Source organism: Neobacillus muris (genome assembly GCF_943193175.1).
Lineage (GTDB): Bacteria > Bacillota > Bacilli > Bacillales > Cytobacillaceae > Neobacillus > Neobacillus muris.
On the sequence record NZ_CALPDF010000053.1, the window covers coordinates 1 to 14,037 of the forward strand.

Genomic DNA, 14,037 nt, shown 5'->3' on the forward strand with positions numbered 1-14,037 from the left:
CGGAAAGCGAAGCGCCTGGAGCGCAAATCAACCGACAATTCGCATAGACAACTATTAATAATATTATATCATATTAATGCGGTGAATTAATAAAGAATAAAGATAAAATAAAAGCTGTCGAAGGTTTTTCGACAGCCTGAGGACCTTGAGGGGTCCTTTTTTTTATCCATTGGCCAATTTTCGTGCATGTAAGTAATTCTTATATACCCTTAGGTTTTCGATCATGCAAAAATAAGATCATCTCACCAAACTTTGTAGCAACAGGCAGTACCACCAGTGAAGATACGACATTAAAGATGACACTAATGTGAGCTAATTGAACATTGGGGCTGCTGGCCAATAATGGAGCATTTTCGGTCAAGAAGGGGATAAGGGGGATAAACAGCGAAACCCCTACTACATTCAGCCAGACATGTGCAAACGCCGCCAGCCTCGATTCTCTTCCACCCCCGATGGACGCAATGACGGCAGTAATGCATGTCCCGATATTTGCTCCTAAAACAATCGCAATTCCGGCATCAAGCTGGAGAAGACCGGCCGTTAAAAAACTCATCGCTATCCCAGTCATAGCCGTACTAGATTGGATAATGGCGGTAATAAAGGCACCGGTTAACAGGCTGATAAGAATGCTGCCATTAATGCCTGTAATAAAGCGGTGGATGAGAGCCATTGAGGTGAGAGGTCCTGCCAGCATTTCAAATCCCTTCATGGCAGTAAAAACGGATGCAATCCCTAAGAAAAGCATTCCGACGCTTCTTATTTTTCTCCTTGGAATCAGGATAAACAAGGCCCCGATAATGGCAAACGGTATGAGAACAAGATCTATATTAAACGTAATTAATTCCGTCTTAAAAGTGGTCCCAATATTGGTTCCAAGAATAATGCCAATGGATTGCGGAAAGGTCATGATTTTTGCAGAAATTAATCCAATCGTAATCACCATCACCGCAGAACTGCTCTGCAGCAGGGCAGTAATAAATGTCCCTGTCAGCATTCCTTTCATTGGCGTATCGGTCAATTTAATGAGCCAGGTTTTTAAATTTTTTGCTGACAAATTGAATAGGCCGATTCTGATAATTGTCATTCCAAAGATAAATAATAAAATGCAAAGTACAAATAATACTACATACAGCATGTCTCAGGCACCCCCTTCTTCATTGTATGGTGCAGCACAGGGGGACATGCCATTTCATGCGGAAATTAACCTATGAAAAAAATAAATTATGGAGATTATGCATAAAAATATGATTTCCCAATAATGTAGCATGAAATTCAGTTGACCTTGTTTCAAGGTTATATTATAATTGCAAGGTACATGGATTGATGTAAGTGTGTTGTGTTTCGGAGGGAGGGAAAGAGAATGTCTAAAACCGTCGTTCGTAAAAACGAATCGCTTGAAGATGCTCTTCGTCGCTTCAAACGTTCTGTATCAAAAACAGGTACTTTGCAAGAGGCTAGAAAGCGCGAATTCTACGAAAAACCAAGTGTAAAACGTAAGAAAAAGTCTGAAGCAGCAAGAAAACGTAAGTATTAAGAGGGTGTAACACACATGAGTCTTCTTGAGCGTTTAAATAATGACATGAAGCAAGCGATGAAAAGTAAGGAAAAAGACAAATTATCTGTGATTCGGATGATTAAAGCTTCTATGCAAAATGAAGCGATTAAGCTTGGCGTCAAAGAGTTATCCGAACAAGATGAGTTAACGGTCCTTTCTCGCGAATTAAAACAACGCAAAGACTCCCTCCATGAGTTTGATAAAGCGGGTCGTGAAGATCTGGTTGAAAAATTACGTACAGAAATTGCAATCGTCGAGCTGTATATGCCAAAGCAGTTTTCAGAAGACGAACTTGCAGAAATTGTAAAACAAACCATTTCTGAAGTCGGTGCTACATCAAAAGCGGATATGGGAAAAGTGATGGCTGCGATTATGCCGAAAGTAAAAGGCAAAGCAGATGGTTCACTTGTTAATAAATTTGTACAACAACACCTTTCATAGTATTCTGACACCCAGACCACAGGATTGTTAATCCTGTGGTCTTTTATTTATGCATGCCGGCCATGGCTCCTGCTTTTCTAAAAAATTGTGCTAGAACCTCTTTTTATTTCATAAATATGAGATGAAAGGGGGTTCTTTTTTTATGGCAAAAAAATGGAGCCAGCGCATTCGCCAGTGGATGACGAAAAAAATGGATCTTCCTCAAGATGTCATCATGGACTTACCACGTATTACAATGATTGGACAAATCCATATTTACATAGAAAATCATCGAGGATTGCTGGCGTTCACCGACAAAGAACTCCGTCTGCTGTTAAAGCAGGGTCAAATCTTAATTAAGGGCAAATCCTTTGTTATCAAGACCATTTTACCTGAAGAAATATTGCTTGAAGGAAAAATTGATCAGGTCATCTATATAACTGAAAACCCAGGAGGATCAAAATGAAGAACCAGTGGATAGAATTTTTCTTTGGCATTGTAACCGTTAAGCTTACAGGGAAAGGGACGGAGCGGTTTATAAATGTCCTGATTAGAAATGGCTATCATATTTGGCATGTGAAACGGCACGGAACAGAAACGATCACTTTCCGAATAAGGTTAAGTGACGCAAAAGAAATTAGGCATTTTATTCGAAACAGCGGCTTGAAGCTGTCATTCCTGCAAAGAAAAGGGCTCCCGTTTCTATCAAAGAGAATGTTAAAAAATAGCGGCTTTATTGCCGGGGCAGCCATTTTTCTTGTGATTATTTTTCTTTTATCCAATGTGATCTGGGGCATTGAAATTAAAGGGGCAAAGCCTGAAACGGAATATAAAATCCGCAAAGAATTGGACAAGATGGGGGTCAAAATTGGCAAGCTGCAATTTACCGTTAAAAATGTGGAGGGAATCCAGCGCCAATTAACCGATAACATTAACGATCTCACCTGGGTTGGAGTGGAGCTGAACGGGACAACCTATCATCTTCAAGTTGTGGAAAAAAATGAACCTAAAAAGCCGGAACAGCTGGGGCCGCAAAATCTAATTGCTAAGAAAAAGGCCGTTATTGTTGGTCACTATATCGAAGAAGGGCAGTTAATGATTAGTAAAAATGACTACGTAGAGCAAGGGCAATTACTAGTATCGGGGCAAATCGGACAAGATGGTCAAAATCCCAGAATGGTAGCCGCAAAAGGGGAGGTTTGGGGTGAGACATGGTATAAAAGCCATGTAGAGCTTCCGTTAACTACAAAGTTTAAAGTTTTTAACGGAAAGGAAATGGTCAAGCATTCCATTCAGTTCGGGAAAATGGAGCTGCCTGTATGGGGCTTTGGCAAACCTGAATATAAAGAATATGAAACAGAGATCAATGAACATAAACTGCATTTTTTAAAATGGGAACTGCCCATTTCATATGTGAACAAAACAATTAGGGAGCGGGAAGAATTTACACGGACTTACTCAGAAAAAGAAGCGGAACAAATGGCGCTTGAAATGGCGAAAAAGGAAATAAAAAGCCGTTTGGATGAAGATGCTAGTATTAAGGATGAAAAAATTTTACACAAAGCTGTAGAAAATGGTAAGGTTATACTAGATATCCATTTTAAAGTTATCGAAAATATTGCAGTTGGACATCCAATATCCGAGGAGACTCAGGAATGACAGTAAAGTTAACCACGATAAATGTACAGCTTGAAAATCCAACAGAAGCTATGGCATTGTTGGGAAATTCAGACCAAAACCTAAAGGTAATTGAGCAGGAGCTAGGTGTTTCCATTATTACAAGAGGTGAATCCGTCAGCCTCTCAGGAGATGCCGATAAAACAGCGTTAGCAGGAGAAGTAATTGATCAACTGATAGTTGTGATTCGAAAAGGAATTAACATCAGTCAAACAGATGTCCTGTATGCTGTTCAAATGGCGCAAAAAGGGACCTTGGAGTATTTTGTCAATTTGTACGACGAGGAAATTGGAAAAACGGTCAAAGGAAAGACGATACGGGTCAAAACGATCGGCCAAAGACAATATATTATGGCCATCCGCAATAATGATTTGATTTTTGGAATTGGACCTGCAGGAACTGGAAAAACCTATCTAGCTGTCGTAATGGCAGTGAATGCACTCAAAAACGGCGAGGTGAATCGCATTATTTTAACAAGACCGGCAGTGGAAGCCGGGGAAAGTCTTGGATTTTTGCCGGGGGATCTGAAAGAAAAGGTTGATCCTTATTTAAGGCCGCTTTATGACGCATTGCATGATGTATTGGGAGTAGAGCATACCCAAAGGCTAATAGAACGCGGGACGATTGAAATTGCCCCTCTTGCGTATATGAGAGGACGTACCCTGGAGGATGCCTTTGTTATCCTCGATGAAGCCCAAAATACGACCAATAAACAAATGAAAATGTTTCTTACCAGACTTGGCTTTGGCTCAAAAATGGTCATAACAGGTGACCAGACACAGATTGATTTGCCGAAGGGGGCAAAATCCGGATTGGTTGAAGCAGAAGTCATCTTGCGGAATGTTAAAGGGATCGCATTTGTGAAGTTTGAACAAAGTGATGTTGTCCGGCATCCGTTAGTCGGCAGGATCATTGAGGCCTATGAGAAACTATCCATCCAAAATACATGATGCAAACGTGAGGATACGCCTTTTCTTTAGGGTATCCTTTTTTGCTTTAAAGGAAGGAAGATTTCCATCCTTCATCATGAGGAAGGTGAAACTTGCCAAAAAAACTGATATTATTTTACATAAAGCAATCTTTCGACTAAAATCAATAAAACAGTGTAGGATGGAAAATAACTGGCTGTGGCTGGAGGGATTTAGTTGGATAAACTGCAGCAGAACTTCGTAAGGATCAGAAAACTGCTTGATATCACTTTCTTTCGCGTACTATTTTTTATCGTTCTGGGGATGGTACTATTCGCAGTAATGTTCAGTAATGTGAAACCAGAAAAGTTAGATACGAATCTATTTTCGATTGCGGAGAAAACGATACGTTCCCCAAGTACGGTAGAGGATAAGGAAAGTACGGAAGCAAAACGGCAAGAGGCCCGCGATCAAGTCAAGCCTGTCTATACGTTGAAAAATGAATATACCCAAAACCGGGTTGATTTGATTTCCTCTATATTTAAAACAGCTGTGGAAGTAAATGATCAAATAGCTGAGGAACTTAAGGAACAAACCACTGACATCTTAGAGGGAACTCAACCGATTGCATCAGGGCCGAGCGTTTCTGAGAAAGCGGCAAGGCTTAAAGAAGAACTGACAGAGACGGTTTCAAAACAGCTGCCCAACCAGGTTTTTACTGCATTAGCCCAAGCCAGCAATGATGAATTGTCGATTGCGAAGGATTTAACTGTTACTGCTATTAGCAATGCCATGACAAAGAGAATTCCGGCTGATGAAGTCGAAAATGCGAAAAAAAGAGTCGAAGAGGAATTGAAATATTCTACTTTAAATGAGAATTTAAAGCTGGCATCCATTGAATTGGGCAGGTATGCCATCATCCAAAATGAATTTTATGACTCAGTTGCAACGGAAGAACTGCGCCGGCAAGCTGCGGAAAGTGTAGAACCCGTAAAAATCCTTCAAGGGCAAATCATCGTAGAGCAGGGGGATTTGATTAACCAGGAAATTTACCGCCAATTGAAACTTACCGGTTTGCTTAATAATACCAAATCCTTAAAACCTTTTGCCGGTCTAACGATCTTAATAATAACTGTACTTTCTGCGATCTATTATTATTTTTATCAGCTGGATTCAGCACCCGAAAAACGGCAAACCCATTTATTATTATATGGGCTGATTTTTCTTCTTTCGATATTTATCATGAAAATTATCAGTATGCTGGATGGATATTCCGGGGTGGGATATCTTTATCCTGCTGCCATGGGCGGTATGCTCCTGAAAATCTTAATTGATGAAAAGCTGGCCATTCTTACATCGATTGTTTTTGCTGTTTGCGGAAGTGTATTATTTAATGAAGGCGTTACAGGGATTTTCAATTTTTCAGAGGGTATTTATCTTCTTTTTAGTGCAATGGCGGCCATTCTATTTTTAAGTACCCATAACCGCCGGTCAAAAATCTTGCAGGCCGGTTTGTTTGCTGCGTTAATTAACCTGCTGGTCATTGCAGTATTATTGTTTTTGCCAAATGGAAAGTATTCAGGAATAGAATATGGATATTATGTGGTAACGGCAGTTGTATCTGGTTTTGGTTCTGCTGTACTGACAATTGGGTTATTGCCCTTTTTTGAAGCAAGTTTTGGCATATTGTCCACGATGAAACTGATTGAGTTATCGAATCCCAATCATCCGCTTCTTAGAAAAATTTTAATGGAAGCGCCAGGAACGTATCATCATAGTGTTATGGTGGCCAATTTGGCGGAGTCGGCTTGTGAAGCGATTGGGGCGAACGGGCTACTGGCGAGAGTTGGAAGCTATTATCATGATATCGGCAAAACAAGGCGCCCCAACTTTTTCATTGAAAATCAAATGCATAATGACAATCCGCATGACCGGCTGCCACCGGAAAAAAGCGCTGGGATCATTATTTCCCATGTAACAGATGGGGTGGCGATATTAAAAAAATTTCATATGCCGAGAGAGATTATCGAAATCGCCGAACAACATCATGGAACCACATTGCTAAAGTTCTTTTATCATAAGGCGCTGCAGACGAATCCTGATACAAAAGAAGAGGATTTTCGCTACCCGGGCCCAAGGGCACAGTCAAAAGAATCGGCGGTAGTTGGAATTGCCGATAGTGTAGAGGCCGCCGTCCGTTCGTTGTCCCAGCCAACACCCGAGCTAATAGAGTCGCTTGTAAGGAAAATTGTTGCCGATCGGCTTCAAGATGGGCAATTGAATAAATGTGACCTGACCATTAGAGAAATTGACACGGTATCAGATACATTGTGTGAGACACTTAAAGGGATCTTCCATTCAAGAATCGAGTATCCAGAATTAACGAAGAAAGAAGTGAAGCAAGCATGACATTAATCATTGATTCAACTGATGAGACTAATGAATTAACCGAGCAGCAAATACTCGAAATTGAAAGATTAGTCAGTTTTGCGGCCGATAAACAAGAGATTGAGAATAGCGAAGTGTCCATCACTTTTGTGACGAATGAAAAAATACATGAGATTAACCGTGAATACCGTGATAAGGATGCGCCGACAGATGTGATTTCCTTTGCCTTAGAAGAACTGGGGGAAGGTGAGACAGAATTAATTGGGGCCGATATGCATATGCCGCGCATCCTCGGTGATATCATTATATCGATTCCTAAAGCAAGGGAGCAGGCAAAAGAATACGGTCATAGTTTTTTGCGCGAGTTAGGCTTTTTAGCTGTACACGGGTTTTTGCACCTGCTTGGTTATGACCATATGACGGAGGAAGACGAACAGGTAATGTTTACACTGCAAAGGGAAATTTTAAATGAATATGGCCTCAAACGATAAATCAAAGTTTCGGGGCTTTTTCCGCTCCTTTTCCTATGCAGCTGAGGGGATTAAACATGGTGCCATACAGGAACGGAATATGAGGTTTCATATATGCAGTGGAATTGCCGCAGTACTGCTTGCTTATTTTTTTTCGATAACCAAAACCGAGTGGCTCGTCATTCTGATTGCTATTGGCGGCATGTTTGCCTTAGAATTAATGAACAGTGCCGTTGAACGCGTCGTGGATATGGTTACATCAGAATTTCATCCCCTTGCAAAGCAAGCGAAGGACCTTGCTGCCGGGGCTGTACTTGTTTACGCTTTATTTTGCGCGTTAATTGGCATAATCATTTTCTGGCCCTATATCTATCAGCTTTTTTAAATGGCAAAGGTGCCATCCATTTACGTGTTTATTACTTGTTAATGATAAATTTTATGAATATTTCAACTATTTGAAATTTTTAAGTTTTTTTGTAACAGATAATGATTTTCATTAAAATTTGATGTAAAATAAAAGAACAGCAGATTACTGCTGGAAAGGAAGAAGACTAGTGAACATTGAACAATTAATTGATGAAGCGAAGCTAGCAAGAGAAAAAGCATATGTTCCATATTCCAAGTTCGGAGTTGGAGCAGCATTGTTAACAAAAGATGGAAAAGTATATCATGGCTGCAATATCGAAAACGCTGCATATAGTATGTGTAATTGTGCGGAACGAACTGCCTTGTTTAAAGCATATTCTGAAGGAGACCGAGATTTTCAACTGATGGCCGTAATAGCAGATACGGACCGGCCGTGCTCTCCCTGCGGCGCATGCCGGCAAGTGATCTCCGAACTATGTCCCCGTGATATGAAAGTGATTTTAACGAACTTAAAAGGGGATATACAAGAGATCACCGTTGCAGAATTACTTCCTGGTGCTTTTTCTCCGGAGGATCTACATGCTAAATAATACAAACGAAACGAAGGATTTTAAATCAGGATTTATTTCCATCATTGGCAGGCCTAATGTAGGAAAATCAACATTTTTGAATCAAGTCATCGGTCAAAAAATTGCAATTATGAGTGACAAACCGCAAACGACCCGAAACAAAATTCAAGGTGTGTTGACATTAGCGGATGCACAGATGATATTTATTGATACACCAGGAATTCATAAACCAAAACACAAATTAGGCGACTTTATGATGAAGGTTGCCCAAAATACACTTAAAGAAGTCGATCTTGTTCTATTTATGGTCAATGCAGAAGAAGGCTTCGGCCGCGGTGAGGAATTCATTTTAGAAAAATTTGAAAAAGTTGATACGCCGATCTTTTTGGTCATAAATAAGATTGACCAAATTCACCCGGATGAATTGCTCCCAATTATTGAAACCTATAAGGAAAAGTATCCTTTTACTGAGATTGTTCCAATCTCGGCACTGCAAGGAAACAATGTGGATCGGCTATTGGAACAAATTAAGACTTATTTGCCAAACGGGCCCCAGTATTATCCTGCTGACCAGGTAACCGACCATCCTGAACGGTTTGTCATTACAGAATTAATCAGGGAAAAAGCGCTTCATTTAACAAGAGAAGAAATCCCTCATTCCATCGCTGTTGTACTTGATAAAATGGAACGGCAGCAGGGGAAAGATATTGTTCATGTTATGGCAACCATTATTGTGGAACGGGATTCGCAAAAGGGAATTATAATCGGAAAGCAAGGAAGCATGCTGAAAGAAATTGGCAAACGGGCTCGAGTGGATATTGAAAATCTTCTTGGCACCAAAGTGTTTCTCGAGTTATGGGTCAAGGTGCAGAAAGACTGGCGCAATCGAATGTCTCAGCTCCGGGAATACGGCTTTAATGAGGACGAATATTAACCGCTCACTTTAATTAACGTATTAGGCTTAGTTTTAAAATATGCATGAACGGGATTAACAATATTTACGTTTCATGATTATAGCAAAGGCAGGCTATGATAAATTGTAAGGTATGGGAATGTTTTATCGCTAGTCTAAAAATGAAAAAGGTGGGGTTTTCATGTTGGATTTTACGTGGAAAGTATTTACCCAGACAGGTAATATTGACACTTATCTTCTCTTTAAAGAGCTTGAGAAGGAAAACCAAGAAATACCCGGCAGTCTGAATGAAGAGCTAGCAGAAATCGATTTTCCTATTTCATAGGTTTGCCTTCCACTCATTAGGATGGTGGCTACTCATGCTGCAAAAATGTGAAGGCATTGTTATTAGGACAACAGATTATGGTGAAACAAATAAAATTGTGACCATATATACAAGAGAATGGGGAAAGATTGGCGTTATGGCGCGAGGGGCTAAAAAGCCTAATAGCCGCCTTTCCTCCATTTCTCAGCTTTTTACATATGGCTATTTTCTTGTGCAAAGAGGCACCGGCCTTGGAAGTATGCAGCAAGGCGAGATTATCACCTCGATGCGTTCAATAACGGAGGATCTATTTCTAACTGCATATGCCAGTTATATAGTCGAATTAACTGATAAATGTACAGAGGAGAAGAAGCCGAATCCATTCCATTTTGAATTGCTGTATCAAACATTGAATTATATGAACGAAGGTTTTGATCCTGACGTACTTATGAATATTTATGAAATGAAAATGCTGAATGTGCTGGGCTTATATCCCACACTTAATCAATGTTCCGTTTGCGGAAATACAGACGGGCATTTTTCCTTTTCCATCCGTGAAGGGGGATTCATTTGTCATCGTTGTATAGGTAAGGATCCCTACCATTTTAAAATTACGCCAGCGACTGTCAAACTGTTACGATTATTTTACTATATGGACCTCTCCAGATTAGGAAATATATCAGTTAAGGATCAAACGAAGGCAGAGTTAAAACAAGTCATCTCCGCCTATTATGACGAATACTCAGGGCTTCATCTCAAAACAAAGAAGTTCCTTGATTCCATGGATAAATTTCGTCATATGTTATAGATGTCTGGTTGACAATGTCTCGTATTTTCGTTAATATTTTGTTTAATAAAATATTTGCGTTGAAGGAAAGTAGTACTTAGCATCCTCTATAAAAGCGAACCTAGGACAGTGTAAGCTAGGGTATAGAGAACTAACGAAGGCATTCCTGAGCAATCATGTGAGAATTCACATATAGTAAGGTGGCTGCTCTATTGGGCAGCAAATAGGGTGGAACCGCGGGTAACTCTCGTCCCTATGCTTTTAAGCATAGGGATGGGAGTTTTTTATTTTTTAAAAAAGGAGAAATTCAGATGAGTGTATCAATGGAGCAAATCGTTGCACATGCCAAACATAGAGGTTTTATTTTCCCGGGGTCGGAAATCTACGGCGGCCTTGCCAATACATGGGATTATGGCCCGTTAGGCGTTGAATTCAAAAATAATATTAAACAAGCTTGGTGGAAAAAATTCGTCCGGGAATCACCGTATAATGTCGGCTTGGATGCCAGCATTTTGATGAACCCAAGGACATGGGAGGCTTCCGGCCATATCGGAAACTTTAATGACCCTATGATTGACTGTAAAAATTGTAAGGCACGCCATCGTGCGGACAAATTGATAGAAAATGCGCTTGAAGAAAAAGGCATTGAAATGGTTGTTGATGGCCTTCCATTTTCAAAAATGGAGGAGCTGATCAAGGAACATAATATTGCTTGCCCAGATTGTGGCAGCCATGATTTTACCGGAATCCGCCAGTTCAATTTAATGTTTAAAACATTCCAGGGTGTTACCGAAACAAGCACGAATGAAATTTTCCTCCGTCCGGAAACGGCCCAAGGCATTTTTGTTAACTTTAAAAATGTTCAGCGGACGATGCGAAAAAAATTGCCTTTCGGTATTGCGCAAATAGGAAAAAGCTTCCGGAATGAAATCACTCCTGGTAACTTCACATTCCGTACAAGAGAATTTGAACAAATGGAGCTTGAATTCTTCTGCAAGCCGGGTGAAGAATTAACTTGGTTCGATTATTGGAAACAGTATGCGGAAAAATGGCTCTTATCACTAGGAATGACCAAAGAAAATATCCGGCTTCGCGACCATTCAGAAGAGGAATTATCCCATTACAGCAATGCGACAACAGACTTTGAATACAAGTTTCCTTTCGGCTGGGGCGAGCTTTGGGGTGTCGCATCGAGGACTGATTATGACTTAAAACAGCATATGCAATTCTCAGGTGAGGATTTCCACTACCAGGATCCGGAAACAAATGAAAAGTATGTACCATATTGTATTGAGCCATCCTTAGGGGCTGACCGCGTAACATTGGCGTTCTTAATTGATGCCTATGATGAAGAACAGCTTGAAGATGGAACGTCCCGGACAGTGATGCATTTCCATCCTGCCTTGGCACCATTTAAAGCGGCCGTTCTGCCGTTGTCTAAAAAGCTTTCTGAAGGAGCGCGCGAGGTATTTGCCGATTTAGCTAAATATTTTAATGTGGATTATGACGAAGCAGGCTCGATTGGCAAACGATACCGCCGCCATGACGAAATTGGCACACCTTATTGTATTACCTATGATTTTGATTCCCAGGAAGATCATATGGTAACCGTACGGGACCGCGATACGATGGAACAAACACGACTGCCGATTTCCGAATTGGTTTCATTTTTACAAGAAAAAATGGCATTTTAAATTTTTAGAGGGCTGTCCATTTAGGGGTCTGACTCCACGTATACCAATATATAGAAGGTTTTTTTAAAATACCCTCTATATGGTGTGGTGTGGTGTCTGGCCTCTTTTCTTTTTGACAGCCCCTTTTCAAAAAGAATGGCCAATAGGTTGATTATTTTCATTAGATTAGGATTAGTATATAATATTCCTATTATACATATAACCTTTTATATTGTTAGTGAGGGTGGTGAGGACGATCGAACTGACTAAACGCCAGGACCAGATTTTGCAAATTGTGAAGGAGAACGGACCGATAACAGGGGAACAAATTGCTGACCAGCTAAACTTGACCAGGGCTACGCTGCGCCCCGATCTTGCCATCTTGACAATGGCTGGTTTCCTTGATGCCAGGCCTCGTGTTGGCTATTTTTATACTGGGAAATCTGGAGTACAGCTGTTAACAGAAAACCTTCAAAAAATCTATGTGAAAGAATACCAGTCAATTCCTGTTGTAGTAAGTGAGAATGTTTCTGTTTATGATGCCATATGCACGATGTTTCTTGAAGATGTAGGCACTTTATTTGTAGTGGATCAAAAATCACACTTAGCAGGAGTTCTGTCGAGAAAGGACCTGCTTAGGGCCAGCATCGGCAAACAAGAGCTGACTGCTATCCCCGTCAACATTATTATGACAAGAATGCCTAATATTACGATGTGTGAACGGGACGACTTGCTCATTGACATCGCCAGAAAATTGATTGAAAAACAAATCGATGCACTTCCTGTGGTTAGAAAAACAGAGGAAGGCTATGAAGTCATCGGCAGGATTACAAAAACCAATATCACAAAGGCTTTTGTAGCTTTGGGAGACGAGTAACGCAAATAGGAAAAAGGAGATGATGAGGCACCAATGGGTTCACATGTCATTTATGTCGTATCGGATTCGGTCGGGGAAACAGCAGAATTAATGACAAAAGCCGCCATCAGTCAGTTTAATGGGTCTGGAATGATATTAAAAAGATTTCCTTATGTTGAAGATCAAGAACATATTGATGAAGTTTTATCGCTTGCAGCCATGGATCATGGCATGATCGCCTTCACGTTAGTGAAGCCAGATATGCGTACATATATGAAGGACGCCGCTGAAAAAAAAGGGGTTATGGCGGTTGATTTAATTGGGCCAATCATCGATCAGGTTCAAGGCTATAGCGGCAAGACCCCTTTATTTGAGCCGGGACTTGTCCGTAAATTGGATGAGGACTATTTTAAAAAAATTGAAGCCATTGAATTTGCTGTAAAATATGATGATGGACGTGACCCGCGCGGAATATTGAAAGCAGATATTATTTTAATTGGCGTTTCAAGAACTTCCAAAACACCGCTATCGCAGTATTTAGCCCATAAGCGATTAAAGGTGGCTAATGTTCCGATTGTCCCAGAAGTGGATCCTCCTGAGGAGTTATTTACGGTTCCGAAAGAAAAATGTTTTGGCTTAAAAATCAGCCCAGAGAAACTGAATGATATAAGGCGTGAACGATTGATTTCCTTGGGGCTCAATGACAAAGCAAGCTATGCCAGCATTAATCGGATTAAAGAGGAACTGGACTTTTTTGAAAGAATCGTGAATAAAATTAATTGTCCTGTTATCGATGTAACCAACAAAGCAGTAGAGGAAACAGCTAACGTGATTTTGAATTATATCCAGAAGGCAAAACCATGAGGATGGCTCAAATGAAGGTGCCGAACCTCTTAGGCCCTTTCCAAGGCTTCTGTTTTTAGCAGCCTATGCTTGGAAAAGAATGTTTAAGAGGCCCTGCCTTTAATGGGCCATCCTTCTTTAAGACGGAAAAATTGAAAAAACGGTAAAAAATAATGGCAAAATCATTCTATTTGGACTATAATAAAAAATTGTGATAAAAATGCACACTTTTTAGGTTTAGACTTGCATATGAACGAATAAACTATTTATTGTGAGATGTCAAGAAAACCGATAAAAAAAATTTCGAC

16 protein-coding genes and 1 other annotated feature are annotated in these 14,037 nt (G+C 40.3%); of the genes, 15 read left to right on the forward strand and 1 reads right to left on the reverse strand.

Annotation, left to right across the window (positions count from 1 at the left end; genetic code table 11):
* Window positions 1-199 precede the first annotated feature (199 nt).
* Complete coding sequence (locus NFS43_RS21910; protein WP_251555012.1) at window positions 200-1,135, reverse strand: Na/Pi symporter; 936 nt, start codon at window positions 1,133-1,135, stop codon at window positions 200-202.
* 225 nt (window positions 1,136-1,360) lie between these two features.
* Between NFS43_RS21910 and rpsU the strand changes: the two genes are divergently transcribed.
* From rpsU to NFS43_RS21985, 15 genes are all read left to right on the forward strand, one after another.
* Window positions 1,361-1,534, forward strand: coding sequence for a 30S ribosomal protein S21 (gene rpsU, locus NFS43_RS21915; protein ID WP_042458546.1), 174 nt, complete (start codon window positions 1,361-1,363; stop codon window positions 1,532-1,534).
* A gap of 15 nt (window positions 1,535-1,549) precedes the next feature.
* Window positions 1,550-1,996: a GatB/YqeY domain-containing protein gene (locus NFS43_RS21920; RefSeq protein WP_251555013.1), complete on the forward strand. Its 447-nt coding sequence runs from the start codon at window positions 1,550-1,552 to the stop codon at window positions 1,994-1,996.
* Between the two features lie 142 nt (window positions 1,997-2,138).
* Window positions 2,139-2,441, forward strand: a complete 303-nt coding sequence (gene yqfC, locus NFS43_RS21925) for a sporulation protein YqfC (RefSeq protein WP_251555014.1) — start codon at window positions 2,139-2,141, stop codon at window positions 2,439-2,441.
* Complete coding sequence (gene yqfD / locus NFS43_RS21930; protein ID WP_251555015.1) at window positions 2,438-3,634, forward strand: sporulation protein YqfD; 1,197 nt, start codon at window positions 2,438-2,440, stop codon at window positions 3,632-3,634. The genes yqfC and yqfD overlap by 4 nt, the downstream gene beginning before the upstream one ends.
* Window positions 3,631-4,602 carry a PhoH family protein gene (locus NFS43_RS21935; protein ID WP_251555016.1) on the forward strand — a complete coding sequence of 324 codons (972 nt, stop codon included), beginning with the start codon at window positions 3,631-3,633 and terminating at the stop codon, window positions 4,600-4,602. Before yqfD ends, NFS43_RS21935 begins: the two co-directional genes overlap by 4 nt.
* A gap of 195 nt (window positions 4,603-4,797) precedes the next feature.
* Window positions 4,798-6,969 carry an HD family phosphohydrolase gene (locus NFS43_RS21940; protein ID WP_251555018.1) on the forward strand — a complete coding sequence of 724 codons (2,172 nt, stop codon included), beginning with the start codon at window positions 4,798-4,800 and terminating at the stop codon, window positions 6,967-6,969.
* Entirely contained in the window at window positions 6,966-7,439 is a 474-nt protein-coding gene (gene ybeY / locus NFS43_RS21945) for an rRNA maturation RNase YbeY (protein WP_251555020.1), read from the forward strand. Before NFS43_RS21940 ends, ybeY begins: the two co-directional genes overlap by 4 nt.
* Window positions 7,417-7,803 (forward strand): diacylglycerol kinase family protein, encoded by a 387-nt coding sequence (locus NFS43_RS21950; RefSeq protein ID WP_251555022.1) that lies wholly within the window; start codon window positions 7,417-7,419, stop codon window positions 7,801-7,803. Before ybeY ends, NFS43_RS21950 begins: the two co-directional genes overlap by 23 nt.
* 169 nt (window positions 7,804-7,972) lie before the next feature.
* Window positions 7,973-8,374, forward strand: coding sequence for a cytidine deaminase (locus tag NFS43_RS21955; protein WP_251555024.1), 402 nt, complete (start codon window positions 7,973-7,975; stop codon window positions 8,372-8,374).
* A complete protein-coding gene (gene era / locus NFS43_RS21960) occupies window positions 8,364-9,287 on the forward strand; it encodes a GTPase Era (protein WP_251555025.1) in 924 nt (307 codons plus the stop codon). Before NFS43_RS21955 ends, era begins: the two co-directional genes overlap by 11 nt.
* Before the next feature lie 160 nt (window positions 9,288-9,447).
* Window positions 9,448-9,591 carry a YqzL family protein gene (locus NFS43_RS21965; RefSeq protein ID WP_074433039.1) on the forward strand — a complete coding sequence of 48 codons (144 nt, stop codon included), beginning with the start codon at window positions 9,448-9,450 and terminating at the stop codon, window positions 9,589-9,591.
* Between the two features lie 34 nt (window positions 9,592-9,625).
* Entirely contained in the window at window positions 9,626-10,378 is a 753-nt protein-coding gene (gene recO, locus NFS43_RS21970) for a DNA repair protein RecO (RefSeq protein WP_251555026.1), read from the forward strand.
* A gap of 50 nt (window positions 10,379-10,428) precedes the next feature.
* Window positions 10,429-10,615 (forward strand) — a binding site (T-box leader).
* 53 nt (window positions 10,616-10,668) lie between these two features.
* Window positions 10,669-12,051: a glycine--tRNA ligase gene (locus NFS43_RS21975; protein ID WP_251555027.1), complete on the forward strand. Its 1,383-nt coding sequence runs from the start codon at window positions 10,669-10,671 to the stop codon at window positions 12,049-12,051.
* A gap of 223 nt (window positions 12,052-12,274) precedes the next feature.
* On the forward strand, window positions 12,275-12,907 hold the full coding sequence (gene ccpN, locus NFS43_RS21980) for a transcriptional regulator CcpN (protein WP_277613995.1): 633 nt from the start codon (window positions 12,275-12,277) through the stop codon (window positions 12,905-12,907).
* Window positions 12,908-12,940: 33 nt separating this feature from the next.
* Window positions 12,941-13,750: a pyruvate, water dikinase regulatory protein gene (locus NFS43_RS21985; protein ID WP_251555029.1), complete on the forward strand. Its 810-nt coding sequence runs from the start codon at window positions 12,941-12,943 to the stop codon at window positions 13,748-13,750.
* Window positions 13,751-14,037 lie beyond the last annotated feature (287 nt).

What these genes read in the sequence shown, in the direction of transcription:
- NFS43_RS21910 (WP_251555012.1), bottom strand. Translation starts at nt 1,135, where the DNA reads ATGCTGTATGTAGTATTATTTGTACTTTGCATTTTATTATTTATCTTT.
- rpsU (WP_042458546.1), top strand. Translation starts at nt 1,361, where the DNA reads ATGTCTAAAACCGTCGTTCGTAAAAACGAATCGCTTGAAGATGCTCTT.
- NFS43_RS21920 (WP_251555013.1), top strand. Translation starts at nt 1,550, where the DNA reads ATGAGTCTTCTTGAGCGTTTAAATAATGACATGAAGCAAGCGATGAAA.
- yqfC (WP_251555014.1), top strand. Translation starts at nt 2,139, where the DNA reads ATGGCAAAAAAATGGAGCCAGCGCATTCGCCAGTGGATGACGAAAAAA.
- yqfD (WP_251555015.1), top strand. Translation starts at nt 2,438, where the DNA reads ATGAAGAACCAGTGGATAGAATTTTTCTTTGGCATTGTAACCGTTAAG.
- NFS43_RS21935 (WP_251555016.1), top strand. Translation starts at nt 3,631, where the DNA reads ATGACAGTAAAGTTAACCACGATAAATGTACAGCTTGAAAATCCAACA.
- ybeY (WP_251555020.1), top strand. Translation starts at nt 6,966, where the DNA reads ATGACATTAATCATTGATTCAACTGATGAGACTAATGAATTAACCGAG.
- NFS43_RS21950 (WP_251555022.1), top strand. Translation starts at nt 7,417, where the DNA reads ATGAATATGGCCTCAAACGATAAATCAAAGTTTCGGGGCTTTTTCCGC.
- era (WP_251555025.1), top strand. Translation starts at nt 8,364, where the DNA reads ATGCTAAATAATACAAACGAAACGAAGGATTTTAAATCAGGATTTATT.
- NFS43_RS21965 (WP_074433039.1), top strand. Translation starts at nt 9,448, where the DNA reads ATGTTGGATTTTACGTGGAAAGTATTTACCCAGACAGGTAATATTGAC.
- recO (WP_251555026.1), top strand. Translation starts at nt 9,626, where the DNA reads ATGCTGCAAAAATGTGAAGGCATTGTTATTAGGACAACAGATTATGGT.
- NFS43_RS21975 (WP_251555027.1), top strand. Translation starts at nt 10,669, where the DNA reads ATGAGTGTATCAATGGAGCAAATCGTTGCACATGCCAAACATAGAGGT.
- NFS43_RS21985 (WP_251555029.1), top strand. Translation starts at nt 12,941, where the DNA reads ATGGGTTCACATGTCATTTATGTCGTATCGGATTCGGTCGGGGAAACA.